Origin of the sequence: Polynucleobacter duraquae, from assembly GCF_000973625.1 — a bacterium.
GTDB lineage: Bacteria > Pseudomonadota > Gammaproteobacteria > Burkholderiales > Burkholderiaceae > Polynucleobacter > Polynucleobacter duraquae.
Genome location: NZ_CP007501.1, coordinates 458,464 through 474,017 on the forward strand (window position 1 = coordinate 458,464; position 15,554 = coordinate 474,017).

The 15,554-nt window shown below is 42.9% G+C and carries 18 protein-coding genes; 12 read left to right on the top strand and 6 right to left on the bottom strand.

From position 1 onward, the window contains the following. Position 1: 1 nt before the first annotated feature. The 8 genes from CL55_RS10435 to CL55_RS02520 all read left to right on the top strand — a co-directional run bounded on the left by CL55_RS10435 (position 2) and on the right by CL55_RS02520 (position 5,579). Positions 2–469: a bactofilin family protein gene (locus CL55_RS10435; protein ID WP_052728729.1), complete on the top strand. Its 468-nt coding sequence runs from the start codon at positions 2–4 to the stop codon at positions 467–469. An 18-nt stretch (positions 470–487) separates the two neighbouring features. Then, complete coding sequence (locus CL55_RS02485; protein WP_046329714.1) at positions 488–883, top strand: bactofilin family protein; 396 nt, start codon at positions 488–490, stop codon at positions 881–883. Positions 884–918: 35 nt separating this feature from the next. Further along, positions 919–1,821 carry a ParA family protein gene (locus CL55_RS10440; RefSeq protein WP_052728730.1) on the top strand — a complete coding sequence of 301 codons (903 nt, stop codon included), beginning with the start codon at positions 919–921 and terminating at the stop codon, positions 1,819–1,821. A gap of 3 nt (positions 1,822–1,824) precedes the next feature. Next, a complete protein-coding gene (locus CL55_RS02495; protein WP_046329715.1) occupies positions 1,825–2,175 on the top strand; it encodes a hypothetical protein in 351 nt (116 codons plus the stop codon). A gap of 141 nt (positions 2,176–2,316) precedes the next feature. Beyond that, on the top strand, positions 2,317–3,498 hold the full coding sequence (locus CL55_RS02500; RefSeq protein WP_046329716.1) for a hypothetical protein: 1,182 nt from the start codon (positions 2,317–2,319) through the stop codon (positions 3,496–3,498). Positions 3,499–3,764: 266 nt separating this feature from the next. Continuing rightward, on the top strand, positions 3,765–4,043 hold the full coding sequence (locus CL55_RS10605) for a hypothetical protein (protein ID WP_156156259.1): 279 nt from the start codon (positions 3,765–3,767) through the stop codon (positions 4,041–4,043). 380 nt (positions 4,044–4,423) lie between these two features. Next, positions 4,424–4,609: a hypothetical protein gene (locus CL55_RS02510; RefSeq protein ID WP_046329718.1), complete on the top strand. Its 186-nt coding sequence runs from the start codon at positions 4,424–4,426 to the stop codon at positions 4,607–4,609. Positions 4,610–4,988: 379 nt separating this feature from the next. Continuing rightward, positions 4,989–5,579 (top strand): hypothetical protein, encoded by a 591-nt coding sequence (locus CL55_RS02520; protein WP_046329720.1) that lies wholly within the window; start codon positions 4,989–4,991, stop codon positions 5,577–5,579. Between the two features lie 44 nt (positions 5,580–5,623). Here CL55_RS02520 and ahpF read toward each other — a convergent pair whose 3' ends face one another. Next, entirely contained in the window at positions 5,624–7,168 is a 1,545-nt protein-coding gene (gene ahpF / locus CL55_RS02525) for an alkyl hydroperoxide reductase subunit F (protein ID WP_046329721.1), read from the bottom strand. Positions 7,169–7,288: 120 nt separating this feature from the next. Next, positions 7,289–7,852 carry an alkyl hydroperoxide reductase subunit C gene (ahpC, locus tag CL55_RS02530; RefSeq protein WP_046329722.1) on the bottom strand — a complete coding sequence of 188 codons (564 nt, stop codon included), beginning with the start codon at positions 7,850–7,852 and terminating at the stop codon, positions 7,289–7,291. 145 nt (positions 7,853–7,997) lie between these two features. On the opposite strand from ahpC, the gene CL55_RS02535 reads away from it, so the two are divergent. After that, complete coding sequence (locus CL55_RS02535) at positions 7,998–8,606, top strand: glutathione S-transferase (protein ID WP_052728731.1); 609 nt, start codon at positions 7,998–8,000, stop codon at positions 8,604–8,606. 58 nt (positions 8,607–8,664) lie between these two features. On the opposite strand, the gene CL55_RS02540 is transcribed toward CL55_RS02535, so the two are convergent. Further along, a complete protein-coding gene (locus CL55_RS02540; RefSeq protein WP_046329724.1) occupies positions 8,665–9,102 on the bottom strand; it encodes a rubrerythrin family protein in 438 nt (145 codons plus the stop codon). A 425-nt stretch (positions 9,103–9,527) separates the two neighbouring features. On the opposite strand from CL55_RS02540, the gene CL55_RS02545 reads away from it, so the two are divergent. Continuing rightward, the gene (locus CL55_RS02545; protein WP_046329725.1) at positions 9,528–10,865 is read left to right on the top strand and encodes a heterodisulfide reductase-related iron-sulfur binding cluster; all 1,338 of its coding nucleotides are present in this window, start codon (positions 9,528–9,530) and stop codon (positions 10,863–10,865) included. A gap of 27 nt (positions 10,866–10,892) precedes the next feature. Continuing rightward, entirely contained in the window at positions 10,893–11,477 is a 585-nt protein-coding gene (locus CL55_RS02550) for a DUF3501 family protein (RefSeq protein ID WP_046329726.1), read from the top strand. 15 nt (positions 11,478–11,492) lie between these two features. Here CL55_RS02550 and CL55_RS02555 read toward each other — a convergent pair whose 3' ends face one another. Next, positions 11,493–12,419, bottom strand: a complete 927-nt coding sequence (locus tag CL55_RS02555; protein ID WP_046329727.1) for a LysR substrate-binding domain-containing protein — start codon at positions 12,417–12,419, stop codon at positions 11,493–11,495. 180 nt (positions 12,420–12,599) lie between these two features. On the opposite strand from CL55_RS02555, the gene senB reads away from it, so the two are divergent. Next, positions 12,600–13,541, top strand: a complete 942-nt coding sequence (gene senB, locus CL55_RS02560) for a selenoneine biosynthesis selenosugar synthase SenB (RefSeq protein ID WP_046329728.1) — start codon at positions 12,600–12,602, stop codon at positions 13,539–13,541. A 12-nt stretch (positions 13,542–13,553) separates the two neighbouring features. Here senB and egtD read toward each other — a convergent pair whose 3' ends face one another. Beyond that, complete coding sequence (egtD, locus tag CL55_RS02565) at positions 13,554–14,483, bottom strand: L-histidine N(alpha)-methyltransferase (protein WP_046329729.1); 930 nt, start codon at positions 14,481–14,483, stop codon at positions 13,554–13,556. A 12-nt stretch (positions 14,484–14,495) separates the two neighbouring features. Beyond that, positions 14,496–15,542, bottom strand: coding sequence for a selenide, water dikinase SelD (gene selD / locus CL55_RS02570; RefSeq protein ID WP_046329730.1), 1,047 nt, complete (start codon positions 15,540–15,542; stop codon positions 14,496–14,498). Positions 15,543–15,554: the final 12 nt, after the last annotated feature.

Consider the following 15,554-nt stretch of genomic DNA (forward strand, 5'->3'; position numbering starts at 1 on the left):
GATGTCTATCTTTTCAAAAAATTCCACTTCACAAAATAACCCAGAGCAAGATATGCAAGAGCAGACTGACAATTTTTCTCAGTCAAATGCGCCCGAAGAGCTTGAATCTGAGCCAGTCGATCAAAATTTTAGAAGTGAAATGCCTACTCGTTCTCCCATCAATACCAAGCCATCGATTCTGAGTGAAGGTTTTACCTTTGAAGGTACGATAGTTTCTGATGGAGTCTTGAATATATCTGGGATTGTGCGTGGTAAGGTCACCGCCAAATCTGTTTTGATTGATTCTACCGGCCAAGTTGATGGTGAACTTAACACTGAAAACCTGGTGATTAAGGGAAACTTGAAGGGTGATGTCAACTGCGATGACTTGAATGTTGGCCCCCTTGCTAACGTGAGTGGAAATATCAACTACAAATATATTCATATTCAACGTGGCGGCAAGATTAGCGGTAAATTTAATAAAAACTAACCTGCAACTAATATTGCTTTGAAACAAAATACTGTAATACGCTTACTTGATCCATCTAAAGAAACCTTCGGCTCAATTATTGGGTCTGATTTAGAAATCACTGGGAGTTTGTTGGCAACAAAGTCTCTAAGAATCGATGGTACGGTGGTTGGTGATATCAAAACTAAGGCAGGAGCAGACGTTTGTATTGCGCTTGGTAAAACTGGCTTAGTACAAGGTAATATTTCTGGGGTGCGAGTTTTGGTTGCAGGCCGAGTAGAAGGCAATGTGCTTGCAACTGAAAGAGTGGAATTACACAGTGGCGCAGATGTCCATGGAGATATTATTTACGCTCAGATTGGTATCGAACAAGGCGCACGTTTGAGCGGGCTACTTTCCAAAATTATCAGCGATGATGATCATGATGACAAATAGGATCCGAGTATTTTTGGCAAAAAAGAGTTATTAATATGTATACCAATGGCACAATCAAAATTCTAGTGACCAACCAAAAGGGTGGTGTTGGTAAGAGCACGATTGCCGTTAACCTAGCAGCTTATCTTGCGATACAAGAAAACATCAAAGTATCCTTGATTGACATGGATCCTCAAGCATCTTCTTCTCGCTGGGCTAAGAAAGCGCCAGATATTGGCGTCCAAGTCCATTGCCTAGACGTCAATTATGAAAGTAGCGGGGCGGCTCTTCTGAGTGCTCGCTCGGGCGTTCGCAAGTATTCATCCGGAGTTGAGGTCTGTATTTGTGACCTCACTTGGACGCCGGCTATGTCTGAACAATTTATCTTAGATTTTGATATGGTTTTAGTGCCCAGTTCGAACTCTAAATTTGAAATGGCAAGTACTGAAATTTTCATTCTGAAATATGCGCAACAGTGCATGTCTCGTCTTGCGGTCAACAAACAGTTTATTTTGGTGGTTCCTAGTAAGGTGGAAGAGGGGTACTCTTCACACGCAACATTTACCAACTTAGACTTTCTCATGAATTGCCAAATTACTCCACCTGTCTATCGAACACCAGCAATTGATAGTTATGTGTATGAAGATTTTTTATGTGTCTGTCCTGATCAAAAAATTGCAGAGAATTTTTCTATTTTTGGGAAATATATTTCTAAAAAAATCATTGAACGGAACATTGTTAGAAAATCAATTTCGATTAGTGGCAACTCTTTAAATCGTGCGATCGTGAAAAAAGTGAGCGTCCTAGATGATTATCGTGAAAGAGCACGTGGCCTCAATTTTTACGGCGGCATTGCAAACACCTTACCTGTGTCGGAGCTAAAAGATGAAGGCTCAACAGAACATCGATTGAAGAAGGTGGGCTTGGTGCCCTCTTTCTTGAGAAGGGGTGACAATTAACTCATGACAAGCACGAAAGATCCGTACAGAAACGACGTATTTGAAGATGAATATGGACATCGAGTTGCCGTGAAGCGACTCTATACTCCCAATGAGTTAGGCGTGAGCTATGTTGAGTATAAAAATTACGATGACTCCGCTTTGCGTTTTATGCCCAAAGAACAGTTTATGGAAGTCTTCCACTGGGTCGATAACTTTGGTACAACGGATACTTTTGTAAGAATTGACGAGCCTGCAGAGGCTCCAAAAGAGGCCGCTAAAGATAAAGAGCCAGATCCTTCGGCTAGCCCAAAAGGGGGGGAGTCCAGTCAACAGCAAGTAGCGGATGGCGCCCCTCCAAAACGCATATCCTAGTCCATCCTTAGGGCTTTCGGCTTGAGCATAATGGCATTGGTTTGATCATACAGTGGGCCGCCAAATAGATTAATTGGTAGAAATTTTTTTTGGGTCCTTGAGTTCAATATGTACTCCTTTTATATTTATTAAGGAATTTTAGTGCCTGACAATTCAGCATATTCTCGCTACTCGCAGATTGTATTGAAGGTGATCGCTGTTTTGTGCGGTCTTACTTTGTTGTTCGCTGCAGTCCAAAGTCAAGTTATGGGACTGGATAGCGAGGGATTGCAGCAATTTATTCGGAGTCAAATACAAAATCCAGTGCAATTTAAATTACTGGTGGGACTAGCTTTTTTAGTTGCGGGGATTTTTTTTCCGATGCCCCAAAAAAGGGGTGCGAGATACTCTGGCCCCAAAGACTTGCAACACGATGCCTATAAGTTGTATTTGGTTACTAAATACAATCTAGAGAGAAATGCGGTATTAAACCAATTGGTATGCCGCAATAAAGTCTTTGCAAGTTTGGAGGAGGCTTTATCTTATGCACATTCGCTAGAGTGTCCATCACAGCATCCTAGCCACACAGCCCCCTCCCTGGATTCCTTAAAGGATAACTTCTCCGAAACCACCTCTGAATCAGTAAAAGTCGCTCACACCCAATCACCTGTGAATACTTCACGCAGAGTCGGGCAAGGATCTAGAAATTCATTGCCCATCACCATGATCATCGGCTCCATGCTGTATTTAATTGTCCTAGGGGGCATGTTTTACGCACTTTCTCAAAATATCGTTGGCCCTGAGATTGTCGAGGCCCCTAAGGCTATAGAAATTCAGGGTCCTGTAGAGACTAGTTCTAGTAATCCAAACGCTAGTACAGAAACATCTGGTAGTGATGCAGCTCCAGCTGAGCTTAATACTCAAACTGTAGCTATCAATGAGCGCTGGTTGGGGGTATGGGTGGCAGAAGGCAGCGCTCAAAAGCTGTCGATTACTCCTGCTGCAATAAAGTATGGTAACGATGAGTTTGTATGGCTTGGAGCTCGGCCCAAGGGCGTTGTAAAGTGTTGCCCAGCTTTTTATGAGGGGTCAACCAATAAAGCTGAATTATTGACAAGAGTGCAAGCTCAGCAAGCTTTACTTGAAACCCCTACAATTGATTCTCAGAAGATTGTGGCCCTGGTAAATAACCTTGGCCAAGGTAATTTTAAAAAGATTGTATTGGCTGATCCATTTTTACGAAAATATTTTTTTATCTACGATCAGAATTATGTCTATCGTATTAGTAGAGACGTAGGTGATAAGTCAGCATTCATCTTTGAGCAATTTAAGAGGCAAGAGTGAGTGATATAGATAATTCAGCATCTAAAAAAGAAGACAAGCTTCACCCTATAGAGCACTTGCGATTACTTCGCGAGACTACTCCTCTACAAAAAGTCATTAATGAAATAGCTGGTCGCCAATGCATCTTTTTTTACAATACTTCTTGGGTCTTTGACTTTTCTCTAAATAGCTCAGATCAGCCATGGTCAGTTACCAAACAGGTTTATTTTCGCAACTCCCGCAGGCATAAATGTTTAGCCTTTGCCTTACCCTATTTAGTTATACAAATGAAGTTTTTTGATGAGCCTAAATATTTACGCGCAGTTGTGACCTATGGCGAAGATGTTGCCACGATGATTGGTTTTATGAGTCAGTTTATTAAGCAGGAAAAGGGCACCAAGGTATGGGCAGAAAAACCAGGCTTTGATTGGGAGCCCTGGAATATTTCTGCTTTGTTTAATCATCTTTTGAATGCTGATGGACGCTTTAATGAAATTGAGTTTTATCGCTATACCGATGCCTTTCATGTGAAATTAAAAGGTAGCTGGGAAATGATTAATGTTTAAGAGATAGACCCTTAATTTTGGTTTCAGTCTTTATGCAGACAATTTGGGTATAAGTAAGCCTTCTCGCACTACTTTTATTTATATTGAAATGCCCAGAACGATAAAATTCCATATTTATCAACAAGTTCTAATGCTTACCTTATATATTTTTTAAAATCTTTCGATAGATTAATGAAGTTACTCATTTATCTACCTAAAGAGTATTCCGAGGGTAGTAATTGCCTTCATTGCCATTAATAAAATAGATATAAATCAATTACTTATGAAAATATTTCATTAGGCGAGAAAACGGCTTTTACTTGCTCAAATAGCTTTATCTCGCTTGCAAGAGCGTCTAGGATAGTAATCATGTGTTGACGCTTTTATTAGGAGATAAGGTTATGAACCAGTTCCAAGCAAAGAGTGATTTATCAGCAGTCTCAGCAACATTTATTCAATTAGAAATTGATGATTTGGTTAAGGATCGACTACTTTGGCAGGAGCGGCTTGCAAGATCATTCAATCCAACAGAAATATTGCCAAATGTAATTCATCCTCTCCGGGCTGATATTGTCAAGATATCCTAAGCTGGAAAAAGCCCATGAGGACATATATTGGCCCGATTAGCTTTGCCCTATTAGTGATGATAGCGGGGTTCTACTTTTTTATGTATGAGGCTAAACCAAATTCAGGGCCTCTTAAATCTGAAGATGTTGCGATAGACTCTGAAGTCAAAAAACATTTCTCTTTTATCGCTGAAAAATATGCCTCTGAGGCTTCTAAAACCTCAGAAGGTTCAAAGAACTAAGACCATATCAAGGCCGTACTTTGAGGTTTTTATGAGCCTCAAGGTCTTATTTTTGAAATACAGAGTTTACGTAGATACAAGTGGGTTGGGTTATCAAGAGTCTATCTCACTCAGTCCCCACCACTTCTCAATATTTAATATCTAAGGCGTAGTAAGCTATGTTCTTATTGATATCAAATGAAGTGAAATTTATGACTGAATTGGATTGGGACCATTGGGTTTCTAAGCAATATGTTTATACATGGCAAGCGGCTGCTTTAGTGCTCGGAATAAATCCCCGTCAAATTAAATTCCCAAGAAGGGATTCTGCGGGAGAGCTCCATTTCGACCGGGATAATTTTGAAGACCTCTATTCTGATTTTAAGCTTAAGCTAGATCTGCTGATCGAGCATGCTTGGATGCAAAATTTTTCCGCTCAGAATATGCGGGTCGACTTAAAACGTTTTTTGTATTGGGCTCATAATGTTGTCAAGTGGGACATGCCACAAAAGCTACTATCCTTTGCCAAAGAAATTAATCTTCAAGAGTTAGATGAGAGTGCAGAAGACAAGGCGAGTATTTTGTTAGATGAGCGCGCCTCCCTGCAGTTAATTTGGGCTTTAAGAACGATGCTTAAGGATCATCAGTTTGGCAAAACTGATCGTGAGCTTATTTATTATTTGGCAAAACAATATCCAGATCAGTCGGCCTTTAAGCGTCTCGCTTTAGAAATGAGATTTGCTGAGGCACAGGTAGCAGCCGAAAGCTAGATGATTGGCGCTCAGACCTGATTGGGGTCTGAGCGAGCTCGCTGTTATGAGCGAATTAAATAATCAAATGCTGAAAGTGATGCCTTTGCTCCTTCACCCATAGCGATGATAATTTGCTTGTAAGGTACTGTAGTACAGTCTCCGGCAGCAAAGACACCGGGCATGGAAGTCTCACCTTTTTGATCGATGATCACTTCACCGCGAGGAGATAAATCAATCACACCCTTGAGCCAATCTGTATTCGGTAGCAAGCCGATCTGAACAAAGATACCCTCAAGCGCAATGTCATGTATCTGGTTGTTAGTGCGATCTTCATAGCGCAAGGTAGTTACCTTACCGTCGGCACCCAACACCTCTTTACTTAATGCGTTAGTAATTACCGTAACGTTAGGCATGCTATGCATTTTTTTCTGCAGCACGGCATCGGCACGCAACTTAGTGTCAAACTCAACTAAGGTGACATGACTCACAATGCCCGCCAAATCAATTGCAGCCTCAACCCCAGAGTTGCCTCCACCAATTACTGCGACACGCTTGCCTTTGTAGAGCGGACCATCACAGTGAGGGCAGTAAGCAACGCCTTTACCGCGGTACTCTTGTTCGCCCGGCACATTCATTTCGCGCCAGCGTGCACCTGTACTCAGAATGACTGTCTTACTCTTCAGAACGGCACCATTTTCTAAGGTGATCGTAATCTCATCGCCAGTCTTGCTCAGGCTCTTGGCGGTCTGCAGATTCATGACATCGACTTCGTATTCTTTGACGTGCTGCTCAAGCGCCATCACTAATTTAGGGCCCTCAGTTTCTTTAACGGAAATGAAGTTTTCAATCCCTACGGTATCAGCTACCTGCCCACCAAAGCGTTGAGCCACAACACCAGTCCTGATTCCTTTACGGGCAGAGTAAATTGCAGCTGAAGCACCTGCTGGTCCTCCACCGATAATCAGAGAGTCATAAGCAGCTTTAGCGCTCAATTTTTCTGCATCACGTGCTGAGGTATTGGTATCCAATTTAGCAGCAATTTCTTCAACGCTCATACGACCCTGACCAAATACTTCGCCATTCAGAATCACGGTAGGTACAGCCATGATTTGATATTGATCAACCAAACCCTGGAAGAGGGCGCCATCAATCATTTCATGTTCGATATCGGGATTAAGAGCGGCCATCAGGTTTAGGGCCTGAACAACATCCGGGCAGTTATGGCATGACAAAGAAATGAATGTCTGAAAGTGCTTTTTACCTTCCAAGCTTTTAATACTCTCGATCACATCTTGCTCAACCTTTGGTGGGTAGCCACTAGCTTGCAAAATAGCCAAAATGAAAGAAGTCATTTCATGACCCATAGGTAGGCCAGAGAATGCAATACGAGCAACTTCATCCACCTTACCTACGGTAAAGCTAGGAATATTTTTACTACTACCTGAGGTTTTTACAGTGATCTTAGTAGATTGCTCGGCAACTTCATTCAGTAGCTCTAGCATTTGAGCCGCGTGAGTACTGTCATCCAAAGTGGCTTCTAAAATAATCGGGCTTTCTATTTTTTCAAAATAGGCTTTGAGTTGGGTTTTGATATTGGTATCTAACATGCTGTATTCCTTAGTGTTGAATCTTGATGAGTCTATTGGGTAGGGATTTTGTTTCTCATCCTGCCCAATAGACTCTCCAAAGAGAGTCTATTGATTGCTAATTACTTCTGACTTTGATACTTAGATCTTGCCTACGAGATCCAAAGATGGAGTCAATGTTGCTGCGCCTTCTTTCCACTTGGCTGGGCATACTTCGCCTGGGTGAGCAGCTGTGTATTGAGCAGCCTTGATTTTGCGTAATGTTTCAGAGATTTCGCGAGCGATCTCATTTGAGTGCACTTCAGCGGTCTTGATAACACCTTCTGGATTGATGATGAATGTACCGCGCAAAGCAAGACCTTCTTCATCAATATGCACATCAAAACCACGTGTCAATGTATGTGTTGGATCACCAACCAATGGAAACTTCGCCTTACCTACTGCAGGTGAAGTCTCATGCCATACTTTGTGTGAGAAATGAGTATCGGTAGTAACGATATAAACCTCTGCACCCATTTTCTGAAATTCAGCATAGTTATCAGCTGCATCTTCAATTTCTGTTGGACAGTTGAATGTGAATGCTGCTGGCATAAAAATGAATACCGACCAGTGACCTTTGAGGGACTCATTGGAAACGGTGACAAACTTACCGTTATGGAAAGCTTGGGTTTTGAATGGAATTACTGGTGTGTTGATTAATGACATGGGGTTTTCCTGTTAAAAATAAATGAGTTAATGCACGACAGGAGTCATTCTGAAGCGGAATGCTATATTTGTATAACAAATAATAATGATATAAATGATCGTTTTTTTAGATCAGTAAATTGAGCACTGGCTTGATAATGCTGCGATGAGACCAATTTTGTATTCTTACCGTAGATGCCCTTATGCAATGAGGGCTCGTATGGCTTTGAAATACGCCGGTATTGAATATGAGCACCGGGAGATTATTTTGCGCGATAAACCACAATCCATGTTGCGGGTATCCCCCAAAGGAACTGTTCCAGTTTTGTGTGTTGATGAGCTAATCCTGGATCAGAGTCTGGACATCATGCGCTGGGCCTTGGGTATTTCTGATCCAGATGGTTGGCTGGAGGTTGATCAACTAATCTCGATAGAGTGGCTCGAAAAAAATGATGGCCCATTTAAAACTCTATTAGATCAATACAAGTATCCCGAGAGATATCCTCATCTCAATCGAGAAGCGATTTTGAATGCCGCAATAGAGTTGATGCTCGGACCAATGGAGGCCGCGCTGAAATTAAATGCTTATTTAATGGGTAATAAGCTATCTTGGGTAGACGTAGCTATCTTTCCGTTTATTCGGCAATTTTCAATGTCTGATCAAAAAAACTTTGAGCGATTGCCGCTCCCCAACATTCAGAATTGGCTTGGTGAACTGATTGAATCCGAATTGTTTAATTCGGTCATGCACAAGCATCCAGCTTGGATTGAGTAGGCCTAAAAAAGCCCCCGAATTTTCATTCGAGGGCTCTCAAATTAAATGACTTAGCTAATTAAGCGTTTGCCAAATGTGCTTCTAAAGTCTTAGTGAACTTATTAGCGTGGCTACGCTCAGCCTTAGCTAATGTTTCAAACCAGTCAGCGATTTCGTCAAAGCCTTCGTCGCGTGCTGTCTTAGCCATACCTGGGTACATATCTGTGTACTCATGTGTTTCGCCGGCGATAGCTGCTTGCAATGCTTCGGCAACTGTCTTAGCTGGCATACCAGTACCTGGCTCGCCTGCGCCGCCTTCGATCAAGTATTCCATGTGACCATGGGCATGACCTGTTTCGCCTTCAGCTGTTGAGCGGAAAACTGCTGCAACATCGTTCGCACCAGCGATATCAGCTTGGTTCGCGAAATACAAATAACGACGGTTCGCTTGTGATTCTCCAGCAAATGCTTCTTTCAAAGACTGCTCAGTCTTTGTACCTTTTACAGTTTTAGCCATGATTAACTCCTAAAAACGGTTAGTTGAAATAGGGTGATTCGCTAAGTAACTAGCTTTGTAAAGTTCACCTGCCGATGATTATGAACAAATCTGTGGATTTGAATAATCATATTTTTGTATTGACTTGATAGCTAAAAACAACTGATAAGTAAATATCAATTAATAAAATATAACGCTAATTAAAGCTATTTTATGAGGTTTTTTGCTATCCAGTGCGTTGAATAAGGAATGGAGTTGAATAAAAGTTAGTGGTTACTACCTATTATTTATCAATTGAGAGGGTTTCTAATTGGGTTTAATCAAGCTAATTAGGTATTTTCTATGAAGATTGTTAATTAATACAATTTCACTATCGACTCGCCGAGCTCTAAACTTACCCCTACAAAATTAATGCATTGCATACGTTCAAATAGTAGAGGATATACATGACAACTCGCGAAGGTAGTTTAGAGGCCCCAACCAGACATCCTTTGGATTGGCAAAACCCTAAGTTTTACGATAAAGCTGATCTAGAAGCTGAGATGGAACGTGTCTTCGATCTTTGTCACGGTTGCCGTCGCTGTGTCAGTCTTTGCGGGTCATTCCCAGCCCTTTTTGATCTGGTTGATGCTACTGAAGATTTGGAGATGGAGCAGGTTGATAAGGCCGATTACCAAAAGGTAGTTGACCAATGCTACTTGTGCGATGTTTGCTACATGACCAAATGTCCTTATGTTCCTCCACACCCTTGGAATATTGATTTTCCTCACTTAATGCTTCGTGCAAAGGCAGTGAATTTCAAGGATGACAAAGCTACATTCCGCGACAAGCTACTTTCCTCCACAGATAAGCTTGGCCACTTTGCTGGTATTCCAATTGTTACGCAAGCAGTCAATGCTGTGAATAGCACTGGGCTGGCACGTTTGGTGATGGATGGCGCCTTGGGAGTAGATAAGAATGCATGGATCCCTGAATATGCCCCTAAAACATTCCCACAGTTAGCCGAGAAATCTGAAAATCTGCCAGTAGTAGATGGTGCTAAGACGCCTGGAAAAGTTGCTATCTATGCCACCTGCTATATCAATTACAACGAGCCAGGCATAGGGCAGGATCTCATCAAGATTCTGAAACACAATGCTATTCCGTATGAGCTTGTGGATAAAGAAGCTTGTTGTGGCATGCCTAAGCTCGAGTTGGGTGACTTAGAGTCTGTTGCACAGAACAAGGAAAAAAATATTCCGAAGTTGGCTAAGTTAGCACGTGAAGGTTATGCTATCTTGACTCCAATCCCATCATGCACTTTGATGTTTAAGCAAGAATTGCCACTCATGTTCCCAGATTGTGCTGATACGCAATTGGTAAAAGAGGCGATGTGGGATCCCTTTGAATACTTTATGGCACGAAACTCAGATAGCCTCTTGAAGAAGGATTTTAGTAAAGAGCTCGGACATGTCAGTTACCACATGGCCTGCCATTCACGGGTTCAAAACGTAGGTCAAAAAACTGCAGAAACTCTGAAGCTAGTACCTGGTACTGAGGTGAATGTTGTAGAGCGTTGTTCAGGACATTCCGGTACTTGGGGTGTTAAGAAAGAGTTTCATGAAATGGCAATGAAAATTGGTAAGCCTGTATTTAGAAGAATGGCTGAGGAAGAATCAAACTATATTAGCTCTGACTGTCAGCTAGCGGGTCATCATATTGAGCAAGGTATGGAAGAGTTAGGTTTACCTAAGTCCGAGATGGCTCACCCATTGACCTTGCTTGCAAAAGCATATGGTCTTTAATTCATACAAATAAAGGAAGAAAGCAGTATGGGAATCATTACACGCGATAGTCTTTTAAGTCTTGAGACTTACCACAAAGAGCGTCCCGTCTTTCGTGAAAAGGCAATTAAAGAACGCCGCCTTCGAACCGTGCATCTTGGAGATCACGTAACACTAATTTTTGAGAATGAGTTTTTAATGCGCTATCAAATTCAAGAGATGCTGCGTGTAGAAAAAACATTTGAAGATGCTGGCATCGAAGATGAGTTAAATGCCTACAACCCCTTAGTGCCTAGTGGTTCAGATTTCAAAGCCACTATGATGATTGAGTATCCCAATGAAGCGGATCGTAAAGTTGCGCTTGCGAAGTTAGTGGGTATAGAGCACAAGATTTTTATTGAGATCGAAGGTCAAGCACGTGTCTATGCAATTGCTGACGAAGACTTAGAGCGCTCTACTGCCGAAAAAACTTCTGCGGTGCATTTCATGCGCTTTGATCTCACGGCTGATATGAAGATGGCACTAAAGGCTGGCGCTCAGATGATGGTTGGCTGTGATCACAAGGGTTATCCGATGCATGTACAAACCCTTCCTTCAGAAACATTAGCTTCGCTCGTTTCTGATTTGAACTAAAGCAAGCATTAGATCTTAAAGATATTGAACGCCAGGTAAGGCGCATTGACGAATTACTTCGGCTAGTTCATTCATCGCAGCAGCGCGTGGGAAGTTTTTCCGCCAGACGAGACAAACTCGTCTGGTGGGAATAGGATCCTCGAATGGAATATAGCGAATGAGCTGATCAGCAGATGCATTATCAGAGGCGGACGTTCTAGGCAGTACTGAAATGCCGATGCCACTGGCTACCATCTGTCGAATCGTTTCCAGGGATGAGCCCTCAAAGCTTCGCTGTTCGCCAATCGTTGTTCCAGAGCCCAGTCGATTCAATTCTGGACAGACGCCCAGCACATGGTCTCGAAAACAGTGCCCAGTACCTAGTAGCAAAGTATTTTGCTCTTTCAGCTCTCGATGCGGAATGGATGTTCTATTTTCCCAAGGGTGACCTTTAGGTACTGCTACTAAAAAAGGTTCGTCATACAAATCAATTTGATTGAGCCCAGTGCTGGCAAAAGGATCTGCAATCACAATGCAATCTAAGGCTCCTTGACGTAAGACTTCAAGAAGGCGAACGGTGAAGTTTTCTTCTAAAAATAAAGGGGCAAGAGGCAAGCGCTCTCTTGCAACCCGCACTAAGCTGGGTAGTAGGTAAGGCGCAATGGTGTAGATCGCACCAAGCCTGAGTGGTCCAGATAAAGGATCTTGGCCATGCTTTGCCAAGTGCTTTAGGGAATTAGCCTCTTCAAGCACTCTTTGAGCCTGATCCACAATCAGTGAGCCTAGGCTAGTCATTGCAACTTCAGTATTGGTACGCTCAAAGATTTGCGTATTCAGCTCTTCCTCTAGTTTTCTGATGGCTACTGATAGGGTGGGCTGAGATACAAAGCAGGCATCTGCCGCTCTTCCAAAGTGGCGTTCACGTGCAACTGCGACGATATAGCGAAGTTCAGTAAGAGTCATTTACGTCCTAGTACTAGTTGGGGGTGTAGCGGAACAGGTTTAACTATAGTGTATTTGTAGGTAATTTAATCAGTAGGGATTACCGCGGGGTGTCTTAACTAGCACAGTAAATCTCCATTACCATTAGAGATACAAAAAACAGTACTTTTTAATAGGCCCAACATCAAACCTCTGATTGAAATCGTAACGCCGGCACCGCGAGGTAGTTTGCACGGAAATCGGATCACTGCATTACGCTGGCAGAATTTCTTAGAGAAACTCGGCTATGCGGTTGTAGTTAGTGAATCCTGGTCAGGTGACGATGCCGCTATGCTGATAGCGCTGCATGCCTATCGAAGCTATTCATCCATCATGGCGTTTCATGAGCAGTTCCCTGATCGGCCAATTATCTTGGTTTTGACAGGTACTGATTTGTATCGAGATATGGCAGTCCATGATGAGGTAGTTTGCTCAATGGAGACAGCAGATCAATTGATTGTCCTTCAGTCCTCAGCCTTAGATTCAATTCCAGCGCATCTGCGACATAAAGCCCGAGTAATTTATCAATCGGTTCAGGTTGATGCCCCAAATACAGTGACGAGTACGGATTTCCCGGTAATAGTGATTGGACATTTGAGGGAGGAGAAGGATCCTTTTTGTATCGCTCGCTGTCTCCCCTTAATGCCATTGAATTCAAAGATCATGGTCTTGCATTTAGGTATGGCCATGAATCAGCAAATGGAACGTACTGCCGGGGAATATAGCGAAACTTTAGAGCGTTACCAATGGATTGGTGAGCTCAGTCATGTAGATACATTAAAGGCGCTCTCTCGGAGTCGCCTGATGGTGATTTCTAGTCGGATGGAGGGCGGCGCCCATGTGGTTTCAGAGGCAATAGCACTAGGGGTACCAGTGATTGCTTCGGATATTCCGGGGAATCGAGGTCTGCTTGGAGATGACTATCTGGGCTACTATCCGGTGGGCGATGAGGCTGAACTTGCAAGCTTGCTATCTCGTGCTGAAACCATGCCTGATTTTTACTCTGCACTAAAAAAACAGATTGATACTCTAAAAGATTTGGTAAGCCCTGATCGGGAGATGCAATCGATTCAAGAGCTGACGACTCAGCTACTTAAGGATTAAGACAAGTATCTATTAGGCGTTTGCAAAACAAACTAGGAAGTGCTTATTTGGATCAGTCCAGCATTGGATCTTGGTGAATCCAGCGCGACCAAGCTTTTCTACAAAATGTTCCTGGGTGTATTTGTAGCTATTTTCAGTATGGATTAAATCGCCTGCACTAAAGGAAATAACATGATCTTGACTTCCATTGCCCGGCAGAGTCACCTGCACATCAGATCGTGCTCGCAGATGCATCTCAATACGGGACTGAGAGGTGTTGTAAAAAGCATAGTGCTCCCAATCCTGAAGTTTAAAGTTGCTGCCAATCAGTCGATTGACGTTTAGCAAGGCATTCAAATTAAATGCGGCAGTGACTCCCAAAGGGTCGTTGTAGGCTAGGTTTAGGGTTTGTGTATCTTTAACAAGATCAACTCCAATTAAAAGTCCGCCATTCCCGTAGCACTCCTGAGTAAGATTTATAAAAAACTGATCTGCTTTTTCTGGATCAAAGTTGCCGATTGAGGAACCTGGGTAGAAAAATACTTTCCGAAGTGCTTGAAGTTCAGGAAACGTTAGCGGCAAGCTCAGATCGATGGCATGAGCTGACATCTCAATTTGAGGGAACTGCTTTTGTAGATCAGCAACGGCAGCCTCTAAATATTCTTTTGAAATATCGAGCGCTCTATATTGTTTTGGCTTAATACTAGTGAAAAGTTGACTTCCTTTGGCACAATTACCGGCACCTAGATCTACTAAAATGTCGCAATGAGTTACAGCATCAGCAATCTCACGCCGATAGGCATTCATGATCCATTTCTCTGTGCGAGTTGGATAGTATTCATCGAGCAGTGTAATCACATCAAAAAGATGTGAGCCGACATCATCGTAAAAAAACTTTGGCGATATCGATGGCTTATCAGCGCTAAGGCTGACCAGCAACTCTTCAGTCAAACTATTTTTCATTGGTTCAATTCTTTAGGTAACAGACAAGCCCTTGCCCGCTACGAACTGACCGATTTTCTGAGCACTAGCAAAGCCGCCTGCATTGAGAATTGAAAGGACTTCAGCCTCTTGCTCTGGTGCGCAAGCAATGAGTAAACCACCGCTGGTTTGTGGATCGGTAAGCACATTTTGTTGCCATAGCTCTAGGTTGCTCGCGAGCTGAATTTCTTTGCCGTAGCCAGCCCAATTGCGCGTAGATGCACCAGTAAAGATATCCGCTTTGACGTGCTCAATTGCTTCCTGCACAACTGGAATAGCATCCCAGTCGATTTGGGCCATTAAATTAGAGCCTCGCGCCATCTCTAGTAAATGCCCTGCCAAGCCAAAGCCCGTGACATCAGTTAAGGCATGTACGCCATTTAGTTGGGAGAGTGCAACACCAGGCTTGTTCAGCTTTGTAGTGAGGGCAATCATCTCTTTATAGCCTGCATCAGAGAGAACTTCTTTCTTCAATGCTGCAGAGAGAATACCTACGCCCAAGGGCTTACTGAGGATGATGCTATCGCCTGCTTGAGCACCGCTGTTACGTTTCAATTTTTTAGGGTCGACTATACCAATCGCGACGAGCCCATAAATTGGCTCTACCGTATCAATCGAGTGCCCACCAGCAATCATGATGCCCGCATCATTACAGACAGATTCGCCGCCAGCAGTCACTTGCTGGATCACTTCTAAAGGTAATACTTGAATTGGCATGCCCAGTAGGGCTAGTGCAAACAGGGGTTGAGCACCCATTGCATAAATGTCAGAAATTGCATTGGTGGCAGCAATGCGGCCAAACTCAAATGGATCATCTACGATTGGCATAAAGAAGTCCGTCGTAGCAACAATCGCCTGGTTTTCATTAATCTGATAAACAGCAGCATCTTCGTTGTTATCAGAACCCGCTAACAAAGCAGCAGGCAGATTGCGCATCGGGGATGCCTTGAGGATGTCACTCAAGACGCCGGGTGCAATCTTGCAGCCACAACCTCCACCATGAGATAAAGAAGTAAGGCGGCCGTTATAAGGTGTAGTCATAAAGATTCAAAA